Source organism: Martinezella sp. CNPSo 3964, from assembly GCF_057784375.1.
In genome coordinates, this window is record NZ_JBXSOW010000003.1 from 705,382 (window position 1) to 720,619 (window position 15,238).

15 protein-coding genes are annotated in these 15,238 nt (G+C 60.4%); 10 read left to right on the forward strand and 5 right to left on the reverse strand.

Translation table 11 applies throughout. The features are described 5' to 3' along the window. The first annotated feature begins 132 nt into the window (after positions 1-132). Positions 133-1,773: an AMP-binding protein gene (locus AC13Q5_RS13810; RefSeq protein ID WP_488501988.1), complete on the forward strand. Its 1,641-nt coding sequence runs from the start codon at positions 133-135 to the stop codon at positions 1,771-1,773. Here the strand turns inward: AC13Q5_RS13810 and AC13Q5_RS13815 are convergent. Beyond that, positions 1,760-3,031, reverse strand: a complete 1,272-nt coding sequence (locus tag AC13Q5_RS13815) for a GNAT family N-acetyltransferase (protein ID WP_075857094.1) — start codon at positions 3,029-3,031, stop codon at positions 1,760-1,762. The genes AC13Q5_RS13810 and AC13Q5_RS13815 overlap by 14 nt on opposite strands. 2 nt (positions 3,032-3,033) lie before the next feature. After that, the gene (locus AC13Q5_RS13820) at positions 3,034-4,449 is read right to left on the reverse strand and encodes a lipopolysaccharide biosynthesis protein (RefSeq protein WP_457882243.1); all 1,416 of its coding nucleotides are present in this window, start codon (positions 4,447-4,449) and stop codon (positions 3,034-3,036) included. Between the two features lie 249 nt (positions 4,450-4,698). Here AC13Q5_RS13820 and AC13Q5_RS13825 point away from each other — a divergent pair, with 249 nt between their 5' ends. After that, on the forward strand, positions 4,699-5,328 hold the full coding sequence (locus tag AC13Q5_RS13825; RefSeq protein WP_488501989.1) for a glutathione S-transferase family protein: 630 nt from the start codon (positions 4,699-4,701) through the stop codon (positions 5,326-5,328). Positions 5,329-5,440: 112 nt separating this feature from the next. Here the strand turns inward: AC13Q5_RS13825 and secA are convergent, their stop codons facing one another. After that, positions 5,441-8,161: a preprotein translocase subunit SecA gene (gene secA, locus AC13Q5_RS13830; RefSeq protein WP_488501990.1), complete on the reverse strand. Its 2,721-nt coding sequence runs from the start codon at positions 8,159-8,161 to the stop codon at positions 5,441-5,443. A gap of 246 nt (positions 8,162-8,407) precedes the next feature. Here secA and AC13Q5_RS13835 point away from each other — a divergent pair, with 246 nt between their 5' ends. From AC13Q5_RS13835 to mutT, 4 genes are all read left to right on the forward strand, one after another. Then, a complete protein-coding gene (locus AC13Q5_RS13835) occupies positions 8,408-9,334 on the forward strand; it encodes a peptidylprolyl isomerase (protein WP_075857090.1) in 927 nt (308 codons plus the stop codon). Between the two features lie 64 nt (positions 9,335-9,398). Beyond that, positions 9,399-10,640 (forward strand): bifunctional glutamate N-acetyltransferase/amino-acid acetyltransferase ArgJ, encoded by a 1,242-nt coding sequence (gene argJ / locus AC13Q5_RS13840; protein ID WP_488501991.1) that lies wholly within the window; start codon positions 9,399-9,401, stop codon positions 10,638-10,640. Further along, positions 10,621-11,430 carry a GNAT family N-acetyltransferase gene (locus AC13Q5_RS13845; protein ID WP_488501992.1) on the forward strand — a complete coding sequence of 270 codons (810 nt, stop codon included), beginning with the start codon at positions 10,621-10,623 and terminating at the stop codon, positions 11,428-11,430. Before argJ ends, AC13Q5_RS13845 begins: the two co-directional genes overlap by 20 nt. Then, on the forward strand, positions 11,427-11,840 hold the full coding sequence (gene mutT, locus AC13Q5_RS13850) for an 8-oxo-dGTP diphosphatase MutT (RefSeq protein WP_075857087.1): 414 nt from the start codon (positions 11,427-11,429) through the stop codon (positions 11,838-11,840). The genes AC13Q5_RS13845 and mutT overlap by 4 nt, the downstream gene beginning before the upstream one ends. A 57-nt stretch (positions 11,841-11,897) precedes the next feature. Here the strand turns inward: mutT and AC13Q5_RS13855 are convergent, their stop codons facing one another. Further along, positions 11,898-12,224 carry a hypothetical protein gene (locus tag AC13Q5_RS13855; RefSeq protein WP_488501993.1) on the reverse strand — a complete coding sequence of 109 codons (327 nt, stop codon included), beginning with the start codon at positions 12,222-12,224 and terminating at the stop codon, positions 11,898-11,900. 371 nt (positions 12,225-12,595) lie between these two features. Between AC13Q5_RS13855 and AC13Q5_RS13860 the strand changes: the two genes are divergently transcribed. Further along, on the forward strand, positions 12,596-12,913 hold the full coding sequence (locus AC13Q5_RS13860) for a hypothetical protein (protein WP_047630948.1): 318 nt from the start codon (positions 12,596-12,598) through the stop codon (positions 12,911-12,913). A 76-nt stretch (positions 12,914-12,989) separates the two neighbouring features. Beyond that, positions 12,990-13,172 carry a Flp family type IVb pilin gene (locus AC13Q5_RS13865; RefSeq protein ID WP_047630950.1) on the forward strand — a complete coding sequence of 61 codons (183 nt, stop codon included), beginning with the start codon at positions 12,990-12,992 and terminating at the stop codon, positions 13,170-13,172. Positions 13,173-13,192: 20 nt separating this feature from the next. On the opposite strand, the gene AC13Q5_RS13870 is transcribed toward AC13Q5_RS13865, so the two are convergent. Further along, positions 13,193-14,077 (reverse strand): class I SAM-dependent methyltransferase, encoded by an 885-nt coding sequence (locus AC13Q5_RS13870; RefSeq protein ID WP_457882249.1) that lies wholly within the window; start codon positions 14,075-14,077, stop codon positions 13,193-13,195. A 96-nt stretch (positions 14,078-14,173) separates the two neighbouring features. Here AC13Q5_RS13870 and AC13Q5_RS13875 point away from each other — a divergent pair, with 96 nt between their 5' ends. Both AC13Q5_RS13875 and grxC read left to right on the forward strand, forming a co-directional pair. Then, positions 14,174-14,950 carry a ComF family protein gene (locus tag AC13Q5_RS13875; protein ID WP_488502026.1) on the forward strand — a complete coding sequence of 259 codons (777 nt, stop codon included), beginning with the start codon at positions 14,174-14,176 and terminating at the stop codon, positions 14,948-14,950. Between the two features lie 30 nt (positions 14,951-14,980). Beyond that, positions 14,981-15,238 carry a glutaredoxin 3 gene (gene grxC / locus AC13Q5_RS13880; protein WP_075857084.1) on the forward strand — a complete coding sequence of 86 codons (258 nt, stop codon included), beginning with the start codon at positions 14,981-14,983 and terminating at the stop codon, positions 15,236-15,238.

A 15,238-nucleotide genomic window follows, 5' to 3' on the forward strand; every position in this document is an offset into this window, starting at 1 on the left:
CGTGAAGAGCTTCGAAGTATTCTTCAATAAATAAGGCGATTCGTCCGGCAGAGAAGACGGCAATCTCAAATGTTTCCTTGAACCCTGCGGGCGACAGGTGTTAGCTGCACCGCACAATTTTTGGAATTCTGCATGAAATTGCCCCCGCGTGATACTTATGAAGCCCTCTATCGCGACTTTCGTTGGGAGATTCCGGCGAAATTCAACATGGGACATGCTGTTTGCGATGCCTGGGCCGAACATGAGCCGGATCGGGTCTGCCTCCAGCATTTCAATCCGGACGGCAATCACTTTTCCATGACCTACGGTGAGTTGCGGGACCGTTCCGCCTCTTTCGCCAACGCGCTCGTCGCGCTCGGCGTGCAAAAGGGAGATCGAGTGGCGCTGCTGTTGCCGCAGAGCTTTGAGACCGTCGCGGCGCATGTGGCGATCTACAAGATGGGGGCAATCGCCCTGCCGTTGGCGCTGCTCTTCGGTGCCGAGGCGCTGGAATACCGGCTGCAGGCATCCGGGGCGTCGGCCATCGTCACGAACCGTTTCGGCCTCGAGCGGCTGCGCCCGATCCGGGAGCGATTGCCCGAGCTGGCGCAGGTGATCAGCATCGATGGCGCCGAAGAGGGCGTTGCCGGCTTTGCCGATCTGGTGGCAGCGCATCCGCCGCTGTTCGAGGTGGCCGACACCGGTCCGGACGACCCGGCATTGATGATTTTCACCTCGGGCACAACCGGGCCGCCGAAGGGCGCGCTGCACGGCCATCGCGTCCTGCCGGGGCATATTCCGGGGATGCAGTTCGCCCATGAGGGCTTTCCGAAGGCCGGCGACCGGCTCTGGACGCCGTCGGACTGGGCCTGGGCCGGCGGGCTTCTGAATGCGCTTCTTCCGAGCCTGATGCTCGGTGTTCCCGTCGTTTCCTCGCCGGCGCAGAAGTTCGATCCGCACATGGCCTTCCGCATCATGGCCGAGATGGAGGTGCGCAACGCCTTCATCCCGCCGACTGCATTGCGGCTGTTGAAGGCCGTCGACAATCCGCGGGCACAATACGATCTCAAGCTGCGCACCATCGGTTCGGCGGGCGAGGCGCTTGGCCGCGAAACCTTCGAATGGGCGCGATCCGTGCTCGGTGTCAGCGTCAACGAGTTCTTCGGCCAGACAGAATGCAATTTCGTCCTTTCCTCGAGCGAGGCCTTTGGCGTCAGCCGCGGCGGGGCGACCGGCAAGGCGGCACCCGGCCATCGCGTCGCCATCGTCGATGCCGATGGCATAGAGGTTCCCTTAGGCGAGACGGGGCAGATCGCCATCAAGCGGCCCGATCCGGTGATGTTCCTCGGCTACTGGCAGAACGAGGCCGCGACGGAGGCGAAATTCGCCAATGACTGGCTGCTGACCGGCGATATCGGCCGGCAGGATGCGGATGGCTATATTTCCTTCGTCGGTCGCGACGACGATGTCATCACCTCGTCGGGCTATCGCATCGGCCCGAGCGAGATCGAGGATTGCCTTGGCGGCCATCCGGCCGTGCAGCTTGCTGCCGCCGTAGGTAAACCGGATGCCGTCAGAACGGAAATCGTCAAGGCTTACGTCGTCCTCGGGCCCGGTCACGAGCCGAGCGAGGCGCTGGCGGCCGAAATCCGCGATTGGGTGAAGACGCGGCTTTCCATGCACGAATATCCGCGCGAGATCGAATTTGTCGATTCACTGCCGCTGACGACGTCGGGCAAGGTGATCCGCCGCCTGCTGCGAGAGCGGGCGGCTGCAGAGGTCAGCGCTTCGTAAGCGACAGGATCTTTTCGCGCAGCAGTTTCGCCATGTTACGGGTGCTGCGATACATGTGAAGCTGCGTGGTCACCTGACGCACGTCGCGGTCGCCGTTCGGCGTCAGGCCGATGATGAGCGTGCCCATATCTTCCCGTTCGTGCCAGAAGCGGCTCATGATCGGATGATCCGGCACCGCGCAGGAATCGGAGCGGACGACGTTGGCGTCGTCGAGATGCCATTCCGTCAGCTCACCCATCAGCAGCTTGCCCGGCGAATAGCGGGCATAGGCTTCGTCATAGGCGGTCTTCCACGTATAGGCCTCGCCGCCCATGATGAGCACGATCATCGAGGCGATGGCCTTGCCATTGAGATCGATGGAGTGGATACGTACCGCGTCGATAGCTGCAAGGTTGGAAATCGCCTCGCGGGCAAAGGCGGCATGGTGCCGGTCCGTGACGAGAGCCGAGCGCTTCTTGCCCTTCCAGCCGCTTGCTTCCAGCGCCAGGAATTCTTCCATGCGTGTATGAATATCGCGCGGTTGACGCGCGACGCTGTAGGTGACTTCGCCCTGGCTTTCCAGCAGTCGCCACTGCCGGCGCATTTCCCGCAGGTGCGCGTTGGAAATCGCCCGCTTGAGATAGGAGAGCGCATCGTCATTGCTCTGGAGCATTGGACGCTGGAACGGGTTGGCGACGGCGATCGGCAGGTTCCGACCGATGGCGATGACCTTGGCCATCTGGACGAAACGACCGTTGAGGCGGACATCCGGCAATACGAGTGTGGTCGGCAGATGCAGCTCCGGCCGAGAGAGCGCTTCGAAAAGGTTGTCGAGCGTTTCGCCGGCATCCTCGGCGTCGAGCAGAGGCGTACCGAGCGGGCCGAAGGAGTTCGACCAGACGCGGACGATCGAGGGGCCAATCGCGAAGCCCGGCTTGTCGACCGTGAAGGGCAGCAGCAGGCGGATGCGGCTGCGCGTGCTGCTATTGTCCCGCATCAGCGCCAGCCGCACCTGCCGATCCTCGAGACGCGGCATGGCGGGCGCGAGGAAGCGGCCGGAGAAGAAGACGTTCGGCTCCATGGCGCGGTTGGACAGGAAGTCCAGCTCGTCCTGCAGTTCGTAGCCGAGCTTGCCGGGATAGAGGCAGAATTCGCGGCCGACGCGGCCGATTTCGACGCGGGCTTCGGCTTTCGGCGTTTCGAAGTGCAGCGCTGCGAGCGTATGCGTCAGGGCGTTCACTTGGCTGTCGGTGGTTTCTGTGTAGGGGGGACGTGCCATGATCAGAAGGCCCTCGTTGCCGATGGCGCCGCAGGGCGTCGCATAAGGGCGAATAGAGTGATGCCGAGCGCGTGGCGGACGGCGATGTGCAGGAGCAGCGCTTCGATCGCCATGGCGGTGGCGCCGGCAATTGCCGCGCCTTCGATACCGAGATGCGGGATGAGTGCGACGTTGAGGCCGACATTGGCAACGAGCGCAACAGCATAGAGATAGACGCAGAGCATCTGTTTATCCGCCATTGTCAGCAGTACTTCGGCAGGACCGACCAGCGCTCTTGCTAGGATGCCGGCAAGCAGGATCGCCATGACGATCTGACCCTCGGTGAAGGCAGCCCCGAACAGCGAAAGCAGGAGTTGCCCGGCCGCCAGCACCACGAGGCCGACGGCAAGCGCCGGAAAGAAGGACCAGCGTGTCGCTTCGGTCGCGAAGGCTGCGAGCTTGCTTCGATCGCCTTCGGCCAGGATGGCGGCAAAGCGCGGCCCGATGGCTGCCCTGACGGCGAAGGAGACGAAGAGCACCAGGGCCATCGTCTTGGCGGCGGCGAAGTAGACGGCGACTTCATCCGGATCGAGGAAAATGCCGACGACGATGACATCAGAATTTGTGAGGAGATAACCGACGCCTTCAACCAGGAAAATCGGCAGGGCGACGGCCGTCCAGGCGCTGAATTCAATGGCTTTTGGGCCGTTTGGATAATGGCGGCGGAGGCGGAACGTCACTGCGAGATATTGCAGCAGGACGCTGGTGAAGGCGCCGGCAAGTGCCGCAGCCATGGCGGTGACGGCATCGCGCGGCGCGCCGGCGAGGATCGCGGCCACCATGAAGAGCAATATCAGCGTCGGGCGGATGAGGAAGGTCGGGCTCAGGGCCATGATCGGCCAGTGCTTGGCGCGAGCCGTGCCGTCCAGAACATCGCCGAGCGCGATCATCGGTACGGCAATCAGGCCGAGAAAGATCGGCATGACATAATAGTGCTCGACCATACCGCGGAAGGCAAAGAGCAGCAACGCGCCGATCAGCGCCAGCGTGCCCGAGACGGCAACCACGAAGAGGCGTGCCGTGGCATTCAAGCCGCGAATGGCATCATGATTGCCGCTGGCATCGTACTGCGGCAAGAAGCGGATGATGGCAGTCGGGAAGCCGAGGCAGGCGAGATTGCCGAACAGGATCATCAGCACCCAGACGAAGACGAAGACGCCGTATTCGAACCGGCCCATCAGCCGGGCGAGGATGATCTGCGAGAGGAAGGCGAGAGCGGCGCCTGCGACACGGATGATGAAAGCCGTGAGCGCCATGCGCTGCGAGGCAGCTTTCTCGTCCTGACCGGTGAGGAGAGTGCTCATCTTACGCAGATACGGCGATAGGGCGGCCCGCAATGCGGACGGCAACATTCTTTCCGCTGTTTGAAAGACCGCCATGATCGATACGCAATACTTTAAGTATGATCCCAAACTCGCGTTAGTCTTGGCAGAGGAGAGTTAAGAATCGGTTCTTGCGACACGTAAAAGTGGCCTTATCGAAGTGGATGGTTGTTTGTCGATCGAGCCGGAAAGCAACCTTGAGGCGCAATTCGCCCCTGAGCTGCCGCGCCAAACCGCCGGTGCAGGAAACGGGTGGCGGAGGTTCGTCCGGCATGCACAATCCAAGGTCTATCGCAGGAGGATTTCATGCTCACACTTTACGATTATCTGCCGTCGCAGAACGGCTGGAAGGCCAGGGTTCTGTTCGGCTTGCTCGATATTCCCTACCAGACCCGTCTGGTATCCATCTTCGAGGGTGAGGGGCGCACGGACGCTTTTCTCGATCTCAATCCGGCAGGCGGCATCCCCGTTCTCGAACTGGAGGATGGGCGCACCATTGCCGAGTCCAACGCAATTCTAGCTTACGTCGCCGACGGCACGCAGTTTCTTCCGACCGATCGCTATCGACGTGCCAAGGTCATGCAGTGGCTGTTCTTCGAGCAGTATCATGTCGAGCCGGTTATCGGTACGTTGCGCTTCTGGACGCTGACGGGGCGGCTCGAATCCAATGCCGTTATGGCTGCAGCCAAGCGCTCGGCCGGCCTTCGTGCGCTTGCAGCGCTCGAGCGAGGGCTGAAGAATACGCAGTTTCTTGTTGGTGGCGAGTTTTCGATCGCTGATATCGCGGTTTATGCCTATGCCCACAGGGCAGCAGATTGCGGCTTCGTTCTCGACGACCACCCGGCACTCACCGCTTGGTTCGATCGGGTGCTTGACGTTATCGGGCCTGGCTATCCGATCCATCACTATAATGAGGATCCACATACTGCGGTTTGAGCGCGCCTGGAGTTTCCATCGTTGCTCTGCACCGAGCGGCGTTCCAAGGCCTAGCAAACAGAAATGCCGCCCGGAGGCGGCATTTTATTCATTTGGCATCGGGTCGAAGACCTCAGACGACTTCGCTGCTTTCGAAGGCGCCGTGGCAGTGCTTGTACTTCTTGCCGGAGCCGCAGGGGCATGCCTCGTTGCGGCCGATGCGACCCCAGGTGGCCGGGTTGCGCGGGTCGCGATTTTCCGGAGATACGAAGCTTTCGTTTGCAAGAGCGAGCGGAGAGAATTCGTCCTCGCCCGTTGTCGCGTCGATATGACGGGCCTGCATCGGCGGCGTTTCCGGCTCGGCCGGCTGCTGCACGAGTTCGACACGTGAGAGCTGGGCGGTGACGGCCTGGCGCAGGTTGTTCAACAGTGCCTGGAACAGCTCGAAAGCCTCGGCCTTGTATTCCTGCAGCGGGTCGCGCTGGGCGTAACCGCGGAAGCCGATGACCGAGCGCAGATGGTCGAGGTTGACGATATGCTCGCGCCAGAGATTGTCCAGGGTCTGCAGCACGATGGAGCGCTCGACATAGGTCATGATCTCGGGGCCGAAACGCTCGGCCTTTTCGGCCGCTGCCTTTTCGGCGGCTTCCGTCAGGCGGGCGCGGATGTCGTCTTCTGCAATGCCTTCTTCCTTGACCCAGTCATGAACGGGCATGTCGAGATCGAAGAAGTTGGCGACGCCGGCCTTCAGGCCATCGGCATCCCATTGTTCGGCGTAGGCACGCTCTGGGATGTGGCGCGAAACCAGATCCTCGATGACGTCGTGGCGCATGTCGCCGACGAACTCGGAGAGGTCCTTCGATTCCATCAGCTCGACGCGCTGGTCGAAGATGACCTTGCGCTGATCGTTCAGCACGTCGTCGTACTTCAGAACGTTCTTGCGGATGTCGAAGTTGCGGGCTTCGACCTTCTTCTGGGCGCGTTCCACTGCCTTGTTGATCCAGGGATGGACGATCGCTTCGCCTTCCTTGAGGCCGAGCTTCTGCAGCATGCCGTCCATGCGGTCGGAGCCAAAGATGCGCATCAGGTCGTCCTGGAGCGACAGGTAGAATTTCGAGCGGCCCGGGTCGCCCTGGCGGCCGGAGCGACCACGCAGCTGGTTATCGATGCGGCGGCTTTCATGGCGCTCGGATGCGATGACGTAGAGACCGCCGGCAGCGATCGATTGCTGCTTGAGTTCCTTGATCTCCTCGGCGATACGGGCAATGGCCGCATCGCGCTCCGGACCCTGTTCCATTTCGTGCAGGTCGCGCTCGACCCGCATTTCCAGATTGCCGCCGAGCTGGATGTCGGTGCCGCGGCCGGCCATGTTTGTGGCGATCGTTACCGCGCCGGGAACGCCGGCCTGGGCAACGATATAAGCTTCCTGTTCATGGTAGCGCGCGTTCAGAACCTGGAAGTTGCTGAAGCCCCGCTTGCGCATGAGATCGGCGAGAAGTTCCGACTTCTCGATCGACGTCGTGCCGACCAGCACGGGCTGGCCGCGCTTGTGCGCGTCGAGGATCTCGTTGATGATGGCGTTATACTTCTCGGCATGCGTACGATAGACCTCGTCGTCCTCGTCGACACGCTGGATCGGCAGGTTGGTCGGCACCTCGATCACGTCGAGGCCGTAGATGTTGCCGAATTCTTCCGCTTCCGTCGAAGCCGTGCCGGTCATGCCCGCGAGCTTTTCGTACATGCGGAAGTAGTTCTGGAAGGTGATCTGCGCCAGCGTCTGGTTTTCCGGCTGGATCTGTACCCGTTCCTTGGCCTCGAGCGCCTGATGCTGGCCGTCCGAATAGCGGCGACCGGGCATCATGCGGCCGGTGAATTCGTCGATGATGACGACTTCGCCGTTGCGGACGATGTAGTCCTTGTCGCGCTGGAAGAGTTTGTGAGCCTTCAGCGCATTGTTGATGTGGTGGACGATCGCGACGTTCTCGACGTCGTAAAGCGATTCACCCTTCAACAGGCCGGCTTCGTTCAGCATGTTTTCCAGCTTCTCGGTGCCTTCTTCGGAGAAGTTGGCCGAGCGCTGCTTTTCATCGATTTCGTAGTCTTCCTTCGCCAGGCGGGGAATGAAGGCGTCGATGGTGATGTAGAGATCGGAACGGTCGTCGAGCGGACCGGAGATGATGAGCGGCGTGCGTGCTTCATCGACGAGGATCGAGTCCACTTCGTCGACGATCGCGAAGCTATGGCCGCGCTGAACCATCTGGGCGCGCTCATATTTCATATTGTCGCGCAGATAGTCGAAGCCGAGCTCGTTGTTGGTGGCGTAAGTGATGTCGCAGGCATAGGCGTCATGGCGCTGCTCATCGGACAGACCGTGGACGATGACGCCCGTCGTCAGGCCGAGGAAGCTGTACAGGCGGCCCATGGTGCCGCTGTCGCGCTGTGCCAGGTAATCGTTGACCGTAACAACATGCACGCCCTTGCCGGCAAGCGCGTTGAGGTAGACCGGCAACGTCGCGACGAGGGTCTTACCTTCACCGGTCTTCATTTCGGCGATGGCGTTGGAATGAAGGATCATGCCGCCGATGAGCTGCACGTCAAAAGGTCGCATGCCGAGAACGCGCCGCGAGGCTTCGCGGGCAACAGCGAAGGCGGGCACGAGAAGATCGTCGAGCGTTTTGCCTTCCGCAAGCTGCTGGCGGAACTCAACCGTCTTGGCGGCGAGAGCTTCATCGGACAGCGCGCGCATCTGCTGCTCGAGCGCATTGATTGCGGCTACTTGCGGCTGGAACGATTTGACCCTGCGGTCGTTGGACGAGCCGAACAACTTGCGGGCAATTCCACCTAGGCTGACCATGTGACTGGTCCTTTCTGAGATTTCATCCGGCCGTTTCCTGCTTTATCCCTTCCCGAAAAAAACGGGAGTATAGCACAAAACGGCCGGAAACTGTTCTGGACGCGAGGTTGCGTGACAGATAAGAGGGGGGTCGATTGATGTCAACGGGATTTGGCCGATACAGAAAGGCCACATTCTCCTGCTGAAGGCTTTTTCACGCCGGAATCACGTCTGTCGAGCCGGTCGAGACCACCGAAGGGTTATTTTATGTTGAAGTACAACAAACTTGCTGCTGCGGTTGCTTTCGCAACAATCGTTACCTTCCAGGCTCCGGTCTTCGCGGCCGACGCCAAGGACCCCGTTGTCGCCAAGGTCGGCGATGTCGAAATCCATCAGTCTGAACTCGATCTGGCAATCGCCAATCTCGATCCGCAGCTCGGCCAGCTTCCGGACGACCAGAAGAAGGTCGCAGCACTTTCGGCCTCGGTCGATGTGAAACTGCTGTCGCAGAAGGCTGCCGCAGAGAAGCTCGACCAGACGCCGGATTTCCAGGCCCATATGGCCTATCTGCGTGACCGTGAGCTCCACAATGCCTATTTCAAGGCCCATGTTGCCGACGCCATCAAGGATGATGAAGTCAAGGCTCGCTACGACAAGGAAGTCGCAGCCCTGCCGAAGCAGGAAGAAGTTCATGCCCGCCACATCCTCGTAAAGACCGAGGACGAAGCCAAGGCGATCATCAAGGAACTCGACGCCGGCAAGGATTTTGCCACGCTCGCCAAGGAAAAGTCGACCGACCCGAACAAGGCTGACGGTGGCGATCTTGGTTATTTCGGCCATGGCCGCATGGTCAAGGAATTCGAAGACGCGGCTTTCGCTCTTCCGGTCGGCACCTACACGAAGACCCCGGTCAAGACCGATTTCGGCTGGCACGTCATCAAGGTCGAAGACAAGCGCAACGCTCCTCCTCCGCCGTTCGATCAGGTCAAGGACCAGGTTCGTCAGCTCGTCATGCGCGACAAGTATCTTGAACTCCTGAACAAGGCCAAGGCGGACACCAAGGTCGTCATCAACGACCCGGCGCTGAGCAAGGCCTATGACGATGCGCAGAAGCAGCAGGATGCGGCACCGGCCGACGACGCCGTTGCTCCTGCCGATGGTGCGGCAGCGCCCGACGCGCAGCCGCAGCAGTAAGTAGTCGCGAATAGAATCATCAGGGCCCGGTTTTTCCGGGCCCTTCACTATCAGGGTGGCTCTCATGTCCGGTTCCGTCTCTCCGCTCGCTCCCAAATCCTTCATTTCCATGCCGGCTTTGCGCGGCGTGCGCATGACTACGGCGTCCGCCGGCATCAAGTACAAGAACCGGACCGACGTCCTGTTGATGGTCTTCGACAAGCCGGCTGCCGTTGCCGGCGTGTTCACCCGTTCGAAGTGTCCTTCGGCGCCTGTCGATTTCTGCCGTCACAATCTCGCGCATGGCAGCGCCCGCGCCGTCGTCGTCAATTCCGGCAATGCCAATGCCTTCACCGGTTTGAAGGGCCGCCAGGCGACGGAACTGACCGCCAAGTCCGCGGCTTCGGCCGTCGGCTGCGGTGAAAACGAAGTCTATCTCGCCTCGACAGGCGTTATCGGCGAACCGCTTGACGCCACCAAGTTTGCCGGCGTGCTCGACACGATGGCCAAGGATGCCGTCAACGATTTCTGGTTCGAGGCCGCCAAGGCGATCATGACCACGGATACCTATCCGAAGGTCGCGACCCGCACCGCCGAGATCGGCGGCGTCAAGGTGACCATCAACGGCATTGCCAAGGGCGCCGGCATGATCGCGCCTGACATGGCGACGATGCTCTCCTTCGTGGTCACCGATGCCGATATTTCCTCCGCCGCGCTGCAGATGCTGCTGTCCGAAGGTGTCGGCCCGAGCTTTAACTCCATGACCGTCGACAGCGATACCTCGACCTCGGACACGCTGATGCTGTTTGCCACGGGTGCCGCCGCGGCTGACGGGCAGGCTCATATCGACCGTGCCGACGATCCGAAGCTTGCCGCCTTCCGCCCCGCTCTCAACGAGCTCCTTAAGGATCTCGCCATTCAGGTCGTGCGCGACGGCGAAGGTGCCACCAAGATGCTCGAAATCACCGTAACGGGCGCCGAGAACGATGCCGCTGCCAAGCGCATCGCCCTTTCGATTGCCAATTCCCCGCTGGTCAAGACCGCGGCTGCCGGTGAGGATGCCAACTGGGGCCGTGTCGTGATGGCCGTCGGCAAGGCCGGCGAGATGGCGGATCGCGACAAGCTCGCCATCTGGTTCGGTGACGTCCGCGTTGCCGTCAACGGCGAGCGCGACGCTTCCTATTCGGAAGAAGCCGCCTCGAATGTCATGAAGCAGCAGGATATTCCCGTGAAGGTCGATCTCGGCCTCGGCAATGGTCGCGCAACGGTCTGGACCTGCGACCTCACCAAGGAATATGTTGCCATCAATGGCGACTACCGGAGCTGATATTCTGCCGATGCATGCGCAGTCCACGATAAACAAGCTGCCCTTGGTGCGCAGGCTGGAAGCTGTAGGCTTCCGGGCCTGGCCCGCCTCGTCGGTGCAGTATGATGGCAGTTGGCAGATCCGGCTAACGGCGGGTCATCCGTCGAAGCGGCTGAATTCTGTCGTGCCGCTCGATCCCTCCGATCATCGCGATCTCGAAATCCGACTGGCAAAAGCGCAGCGCAAGTTCGAGGCCTATGGCAGGCCGATGGTCGTGCGTGAGACGCCCCTCGCCTCGCCGAAGCTCATCGATCTCCTGCGGGAGCACGGCTGGACTTGCTTTGACGAGACGATCGTCATGACCGCCAATCTCGTCGACCTCGAGTTGCCTGACATGCTGGATCATCTGCCGAGCCACGATGTCGGCCGCTTTGTGGATGCAAGCCTCATCGTCGATCAAGCGGACCCCGCCTTGAAGCCGGCACTGGCCGAGGTGGTGAGCGGCATCAAGCCGCCATCGGGCCTCTTCGTCATCGAGGATGCCGAAGCCGGTCCTTTGGCAACGACGCTTTGCGTGCAGGACAATGATCTTGCCGGCGTCATGTCGGTTGCCGTCTCGCCGCAGCATCGGCGCAAGGGGCTGGGCGTCGAGATCCTGACCTCTGCCTTGCGCTGGGCTCGTATGCGCAGCGCCAAGACCGCCTGGCTTCAGGTTAGCGCCGACAATGCTCCGGCTTTGGCGCTCTATGTCCGCTTCGGTTTCCGCGAAGCCTATCGTTATTGCTATTGGCAACCGCCGAGGGCTGCATGAGCGAGGCTGGCCGCAAGATCGTTCTCGTTGCTGCTTGTGCGCTTATCGACACGGATGGCCGCATCCTGCTGGCGCAGCGTCCTGAGGGTAAATCGCTCGCTGGCCTTTGGGAATTTCCCGGTGGCAAAGTCGAAGCTGGAGAAACGCCCGAGGAGACCCTGGTGCGCGAGCTCCAAGAAGAGCTTGGCATCCAGACAAAGATCGCCTGTCTCGCGCCGCTGACCTTTGCCAGCCATACTTATGAAACCTTCCATCTGCTGATGCCGCTTTATATCTGCCGGCGCTATGAAGGAATCCCGCATGGTCGGGAAGGGCAGGCGATCAAATGGGTGCGGCCGCAAGCCTTGCGGGATTATCCAATGCCGCCAGCCGACGAGCCGCTGATCCCGTTCCTGCAGGATTTGCTTTAGCGTCAGCAGTCGTTCCAGCTGCTGACGACTACGCTCCTTGCCGGGGCGCGTCTCGTCTCAGATATCTTTAAATCGGAAGTTCGACTTGGTGAGCTGATCGAGGCTGTTCGCCTCCGAGGCTCTAGGCGTGTGATCCGACTTCGCGATTTTTCGGACCAGCTCGGTCAGCAACTCGGTCTGTCTGGCCGAGTTGCTGGTCATTGTTTCCAGATGTTGAAGCATCAAGCCGAAGGCACTGATCAAGGCTCCAGCCAAGATAATACCGAATACAGGCGGAAAGTCGGAGGTCAACGGGTTGTTGCGGCCGACCACGATAACAACGACGAGAATGAGCAAACCTATAGCGATGATAAAGCTGCCGGCTATCTTCAGAAGTGTTGCCATGTCGTCTCGCGAAATTGGAGTTCATTAGGTCCGCTGATCTATGGATATAGTATATGCAATTTTAAATTGCAAATCCGTCGAGGCTCTTTCTTATGGCTGCACTTTGGAGGCGAGTTTTGATGTGCGGCGACGAAAACGGATTTTTGTAAATCTTGCCGTATCCGATCGGTGCGTCCAACGACGACACATGGCAAGTATGGTTAACGAGAATTAGCCATTTGAAATCAGGCCGATAGTCCGAATCACGCACTGTCCCGGAATTTTACGTCTCATTAATTTGCATGTGGATATTAAGGGATCGTTTATGACCTTCTGGCATTGAATTCTCTCAATCAAGCGGTTGTTGGGTGCGTTAAAGAAGGCTTGACATAATGGACGACGATTTCTGGAAAGCTGTTCAGGAAAAAGAGCAGTCATATTCCACGTCGCGCAGGACGGGCGCGTTAAATATCGCTTTGCTGTTCGGTACGGCAGCGGTCGCGCTTTCGCTTATTCTCACGCCAATGCTCTCCGACAAGTCGAAGTCGCGCGTGCTTGCAAGCGCGCCGGACATCGACAATATTACTACCGGTTCGATCCCGCAAACCGAGAACGGCAAGCGTTATACGATCCGCCGCAGCGTGTTGCAGCAAGAGCCGGGTTCGGTCTGTATCGTTCAGGGATATGGCACCGACAGCGGCTGCCAATAGTGCATGAGCATAGCCTGCCGGATGCCATGACGAGCATCGGATTCATCAGTTGTCCAATGCTGGGAGCTTCGAGCTTATGCGTTCCGTTCGGCGTATTTTCACTGACAAGACCGGTGCCACGGTTATCGAATACGGCCTGATCGCCGCCTTGATGTCGGCTGCGATCATTAGCGGCATCGGCGCCTTCGGTGGCAGCCTCTCAAGCACATTCAATATTCTGTCCAATACGGTACAGAATTCGGCAGCGTCCCAGAACTGACGCGGCTGGCAAAAAGCTGGTTATTGCTTGAGCTTATGCTCTTCGACCTTGAGCGCATCGGCCAAACGCGCCTTGGCCGAACCCGGTTGCAGCGGCTTCTGCTGGCTTTCGTGCGGCGTCCAGCCTGAAACATAGATGATCGAGAATGTCGCCCTGATCCGACCGTCCGGATCGGAGTAGCGCTCGGCATAGAGTTCGGCGGCGCGCAGGAAAAAGGCGCGCGTCAGCGGCTTGCGGCTGCGATCGACGAGCGGATTGGTCATGCCCATGGCGCGCAGGTCGCGCATCAGGGCAAACAGATTGTCGTAGCGCACCGTGTAGGTCTCGGCGTCGATGACGGGTAGGGTAAAGCCGGCGCGCTGCAGGAGACCGCCGACATCGCGGACATCGGCAAAGGGGATGACACGCGGGCTTGCGCCGCCCGTCAGCTCGATCTCGGTTGCGAGCAGCACGTCGCGCAATTCCTGAAGGGTTCCTGAGCCGGGGATTGCCGCGAGAAAAAGCCCGTCGGCCTTCAAGGCCCGGCGGACCTGGATGAAGACGCCGGGCGTGTCGTTGGTGACATGCAGGCTGAGTGGCGAAAGCACGAGATTGACCGATTCCGCCTCCAGCGGCAGTTCCTCCGGCGGCGCCTCGATAAGGGCCTCGCCGGGGGCGGCAAAACCCATTTCGCTTTCGATCCTTTTCAAATGACCGATCTTGCCGGTTGCCAGAGCCAGGCGTGCGGCAATGCCGGTCGCGCCATGCAGCTCGACGGCCTCGTCGAAATGGCGTTCGGTGACACCAAGCCGCTCCGCCAGTTCGCCGGCGGCAATATCGAGCAGGAAGGCTGCCTTCGGATCGCCTTGTCTGAAGGCTCGGCGCTTGCGGGCTGCAAGCAGCGATTGGTCGAACACGATTTCCATGGCGATTTCCTGCAATATCATCAATTCGGCGAGGCCGCAGCGGGCACGCGCGTTTTCCCTTCGCAAAGCCTGCGGGAAAAAGCTAGTCTCAATCATATGGGGATGATGGGACGCGAAATCACCTTTTCGATGCTGGGGGCAGGGCTGAAAAGGCCCTTCGTGGCGCTCGCCGATCTCGTCTATCCGCCGGCCTGTCCGGGCTGCGGAGTCTCGGTCGGCGCGCATCGGGGTCTTTGTCCGGCGTGCTGGTCCGGTATTCGCTTCATTGAGCGGCCCTATTGCGAGATCCTTGGCAGCCCGTTTTCCCATGATCTCGGTGCCGGCATTTTGAGTGCCGAAGCGATCGCCGATCCGCCCGTCTTCGACCGTCTGCGATCCGCCGCCGTTCATGACGGCATTGTGCGCGACCTCGTTCTCAGCCTGAAATATCGCGATCGCACCGATCTCGCGCCGATGATGGCCGGCTGGATGCTGCGTGCCAGTGATGGCACAATTGCGAGTTGCGATGCGATCATTCCGGTGCCGCTGCATCGTGCGCGGCTGTTTTCGCGCAAGTACAATCAGGCTGCCGAGCTTGCTAGGCATATCGCCCGCCTTTCGGGGAAGCCGCTGCTGGCCGCAACGCTCCTGCGCATCAAGCGGACGAGCCAGCAGGTTGGTTTGGGGGCCAAGGCGCGGCAAGACAATGTGCGCGGCGCCTTCGCCGTCTCCGAGTACCGGGCCGCCGATGTATTCGGGCGGCGCATCGTTCTTGTCGACGACGTTTATACGACTGGCGCTACGGTTGCGGCGGCGACACGCGCCCTGAAGAAAGCAGGGGCGGCCGATGTCACGGTTTTGACCTTTGCAAGGGTCGTCGGCCATCTTATATGACAATCGGTATAGGCTTTTCCGGAGTGGATCATGGCATCCGTCGTTATTTATACGCGTGAATTCTGCGGCTATTGCGCCCGCGCGAAGTCGCTGCTCGAATCCAAGGGCGTCGACTATGTCGAACACAATGCGACCTATTCGCCTGACATGCGGCAGGAAATGATCGCCAAGGCGAATGGCGCCTCGACCTTCCCGCAGATCTTTATCAATGGCGAGCATGTCGGCGGCTGCGATGATATCCATGCGCTCGATCGGGCCGGCAAGCTCGACCCGATGCTGGCTGCCTGA

What these genes read in the sequence shown, in the direction of transcription:
- AC13Q5_RS13810 (WP_488501988.1), top strand. Translation starts at nt 133, where the DNA reads ATGAAATTGCCCCCGCGTGATACTTATGAAGCCCTCTATCGCGACTTT.
- AC13Q5_RS13815 (WP_075857094.1), bottom strand. Translation starts at nt 3,031, where the DNA reads ATGGCACGTCCCCCCTACACAGAAACCACCGACAGCCAAGTGAACGCC.
- AC13Q5_RS13820 (WP_457882243.1), bottom strand. Translation starts at nt 4,449, where the DNA reads ATGGCGGTCTTTCAAACAGCGGAAAGAATGTTGCCGTCCGCATTGCGG.
- AC13Q5_RS13825 (WP_488501989.1), top strand. Translation starts at nt 4,699, where the DNA reads ATGCTCACACTTTACGATTATCTGCCGTCGCAGAACGGCTGGAAGGCC.
- secA (WP_488501990.1), bottom strand. Translation starts at nt 8,161, where the DNA reads ATGGTCAGCCTAGGTGGAATTGCCCGCAAGTTGTTCGGCTCGTCCAAC.
- AC13Q5_RS13835 (WP_075857090.1), top strand. Translation starts at nt 8,408, where the DNA reads ATGTTGAAGTACAACAAACTTGCTGCTGCGGTTGCTTTCGCAACAATC.
- argJ (WP_488501991.1), top strand. Translation starts at nt 9,399, where the DNA reads ATGTCCGGTTCCGTCTCTCCGCTCGCTCCCAAATCCTTCATTTCCATG.
- AC13Q5_RS13845 (WP_488501992.1), top strand. Translation starts at nt 10,621, where the DNA reads ATGGCGACTACCGGAGCTGATATTCTGCCGATGCATGCGCAGTCCACG.
- mutT (WP_075857087.1), top strand. Translation starts at nt 11,427, where the DNA reads ATGAGCGAGGCTGGCCGCAAGATCGTTCTCGTTGCTGCTTGTGCGCTT.
- AC13Q5_RS13855 (WP_488501993.1), bottom strand. Translation starts at nt 12,224, where the DNA reads ATGGCAACACTTCTGAAGATAGCCGGCAGCTTTATCATCGCTATAGGT.
- AC13Q5_RS13860 (WP_047630948.1), top strand. Translation starts at nt 12,596, where the DNA reads ATGGACGACGATTTCTGGAAAGCTGTTCAGGAAAAAGAGCAGTCATAT.
- AC13Q5_RS13865 (WP_047630950.1), top strand. Translation starts at nt 12,990, where the DNA reads ATGCGTTCCGTTCGGCGTATTTTCACTGACAAGACCGGTGCCACGGTT.
- AC13Q5_RS13870 (WP_457882249.1), bottom strand. Translation starts at nt 14,077, where the DNA reads ATGGAAATCGTGTTCGACCAATCGCTGCTTGCAGCCCGCAAGCGCCGA.
- AC13Q5_RS13875 (WP_488502026.1), top strand. Translation starts at nt 14,174, where the DNA reads ATGGGGATGATGGGACGCGAAATCACCTTTTCGATGCTGGGGGCAGGG.
- grxC (WP_075857084.1), top strand. Translation starts at nt 14,981, where the DNA reads ATGGCATCCGTCGTTATTTATACGCGTGAATTCTGCGGCTATTGCGCC.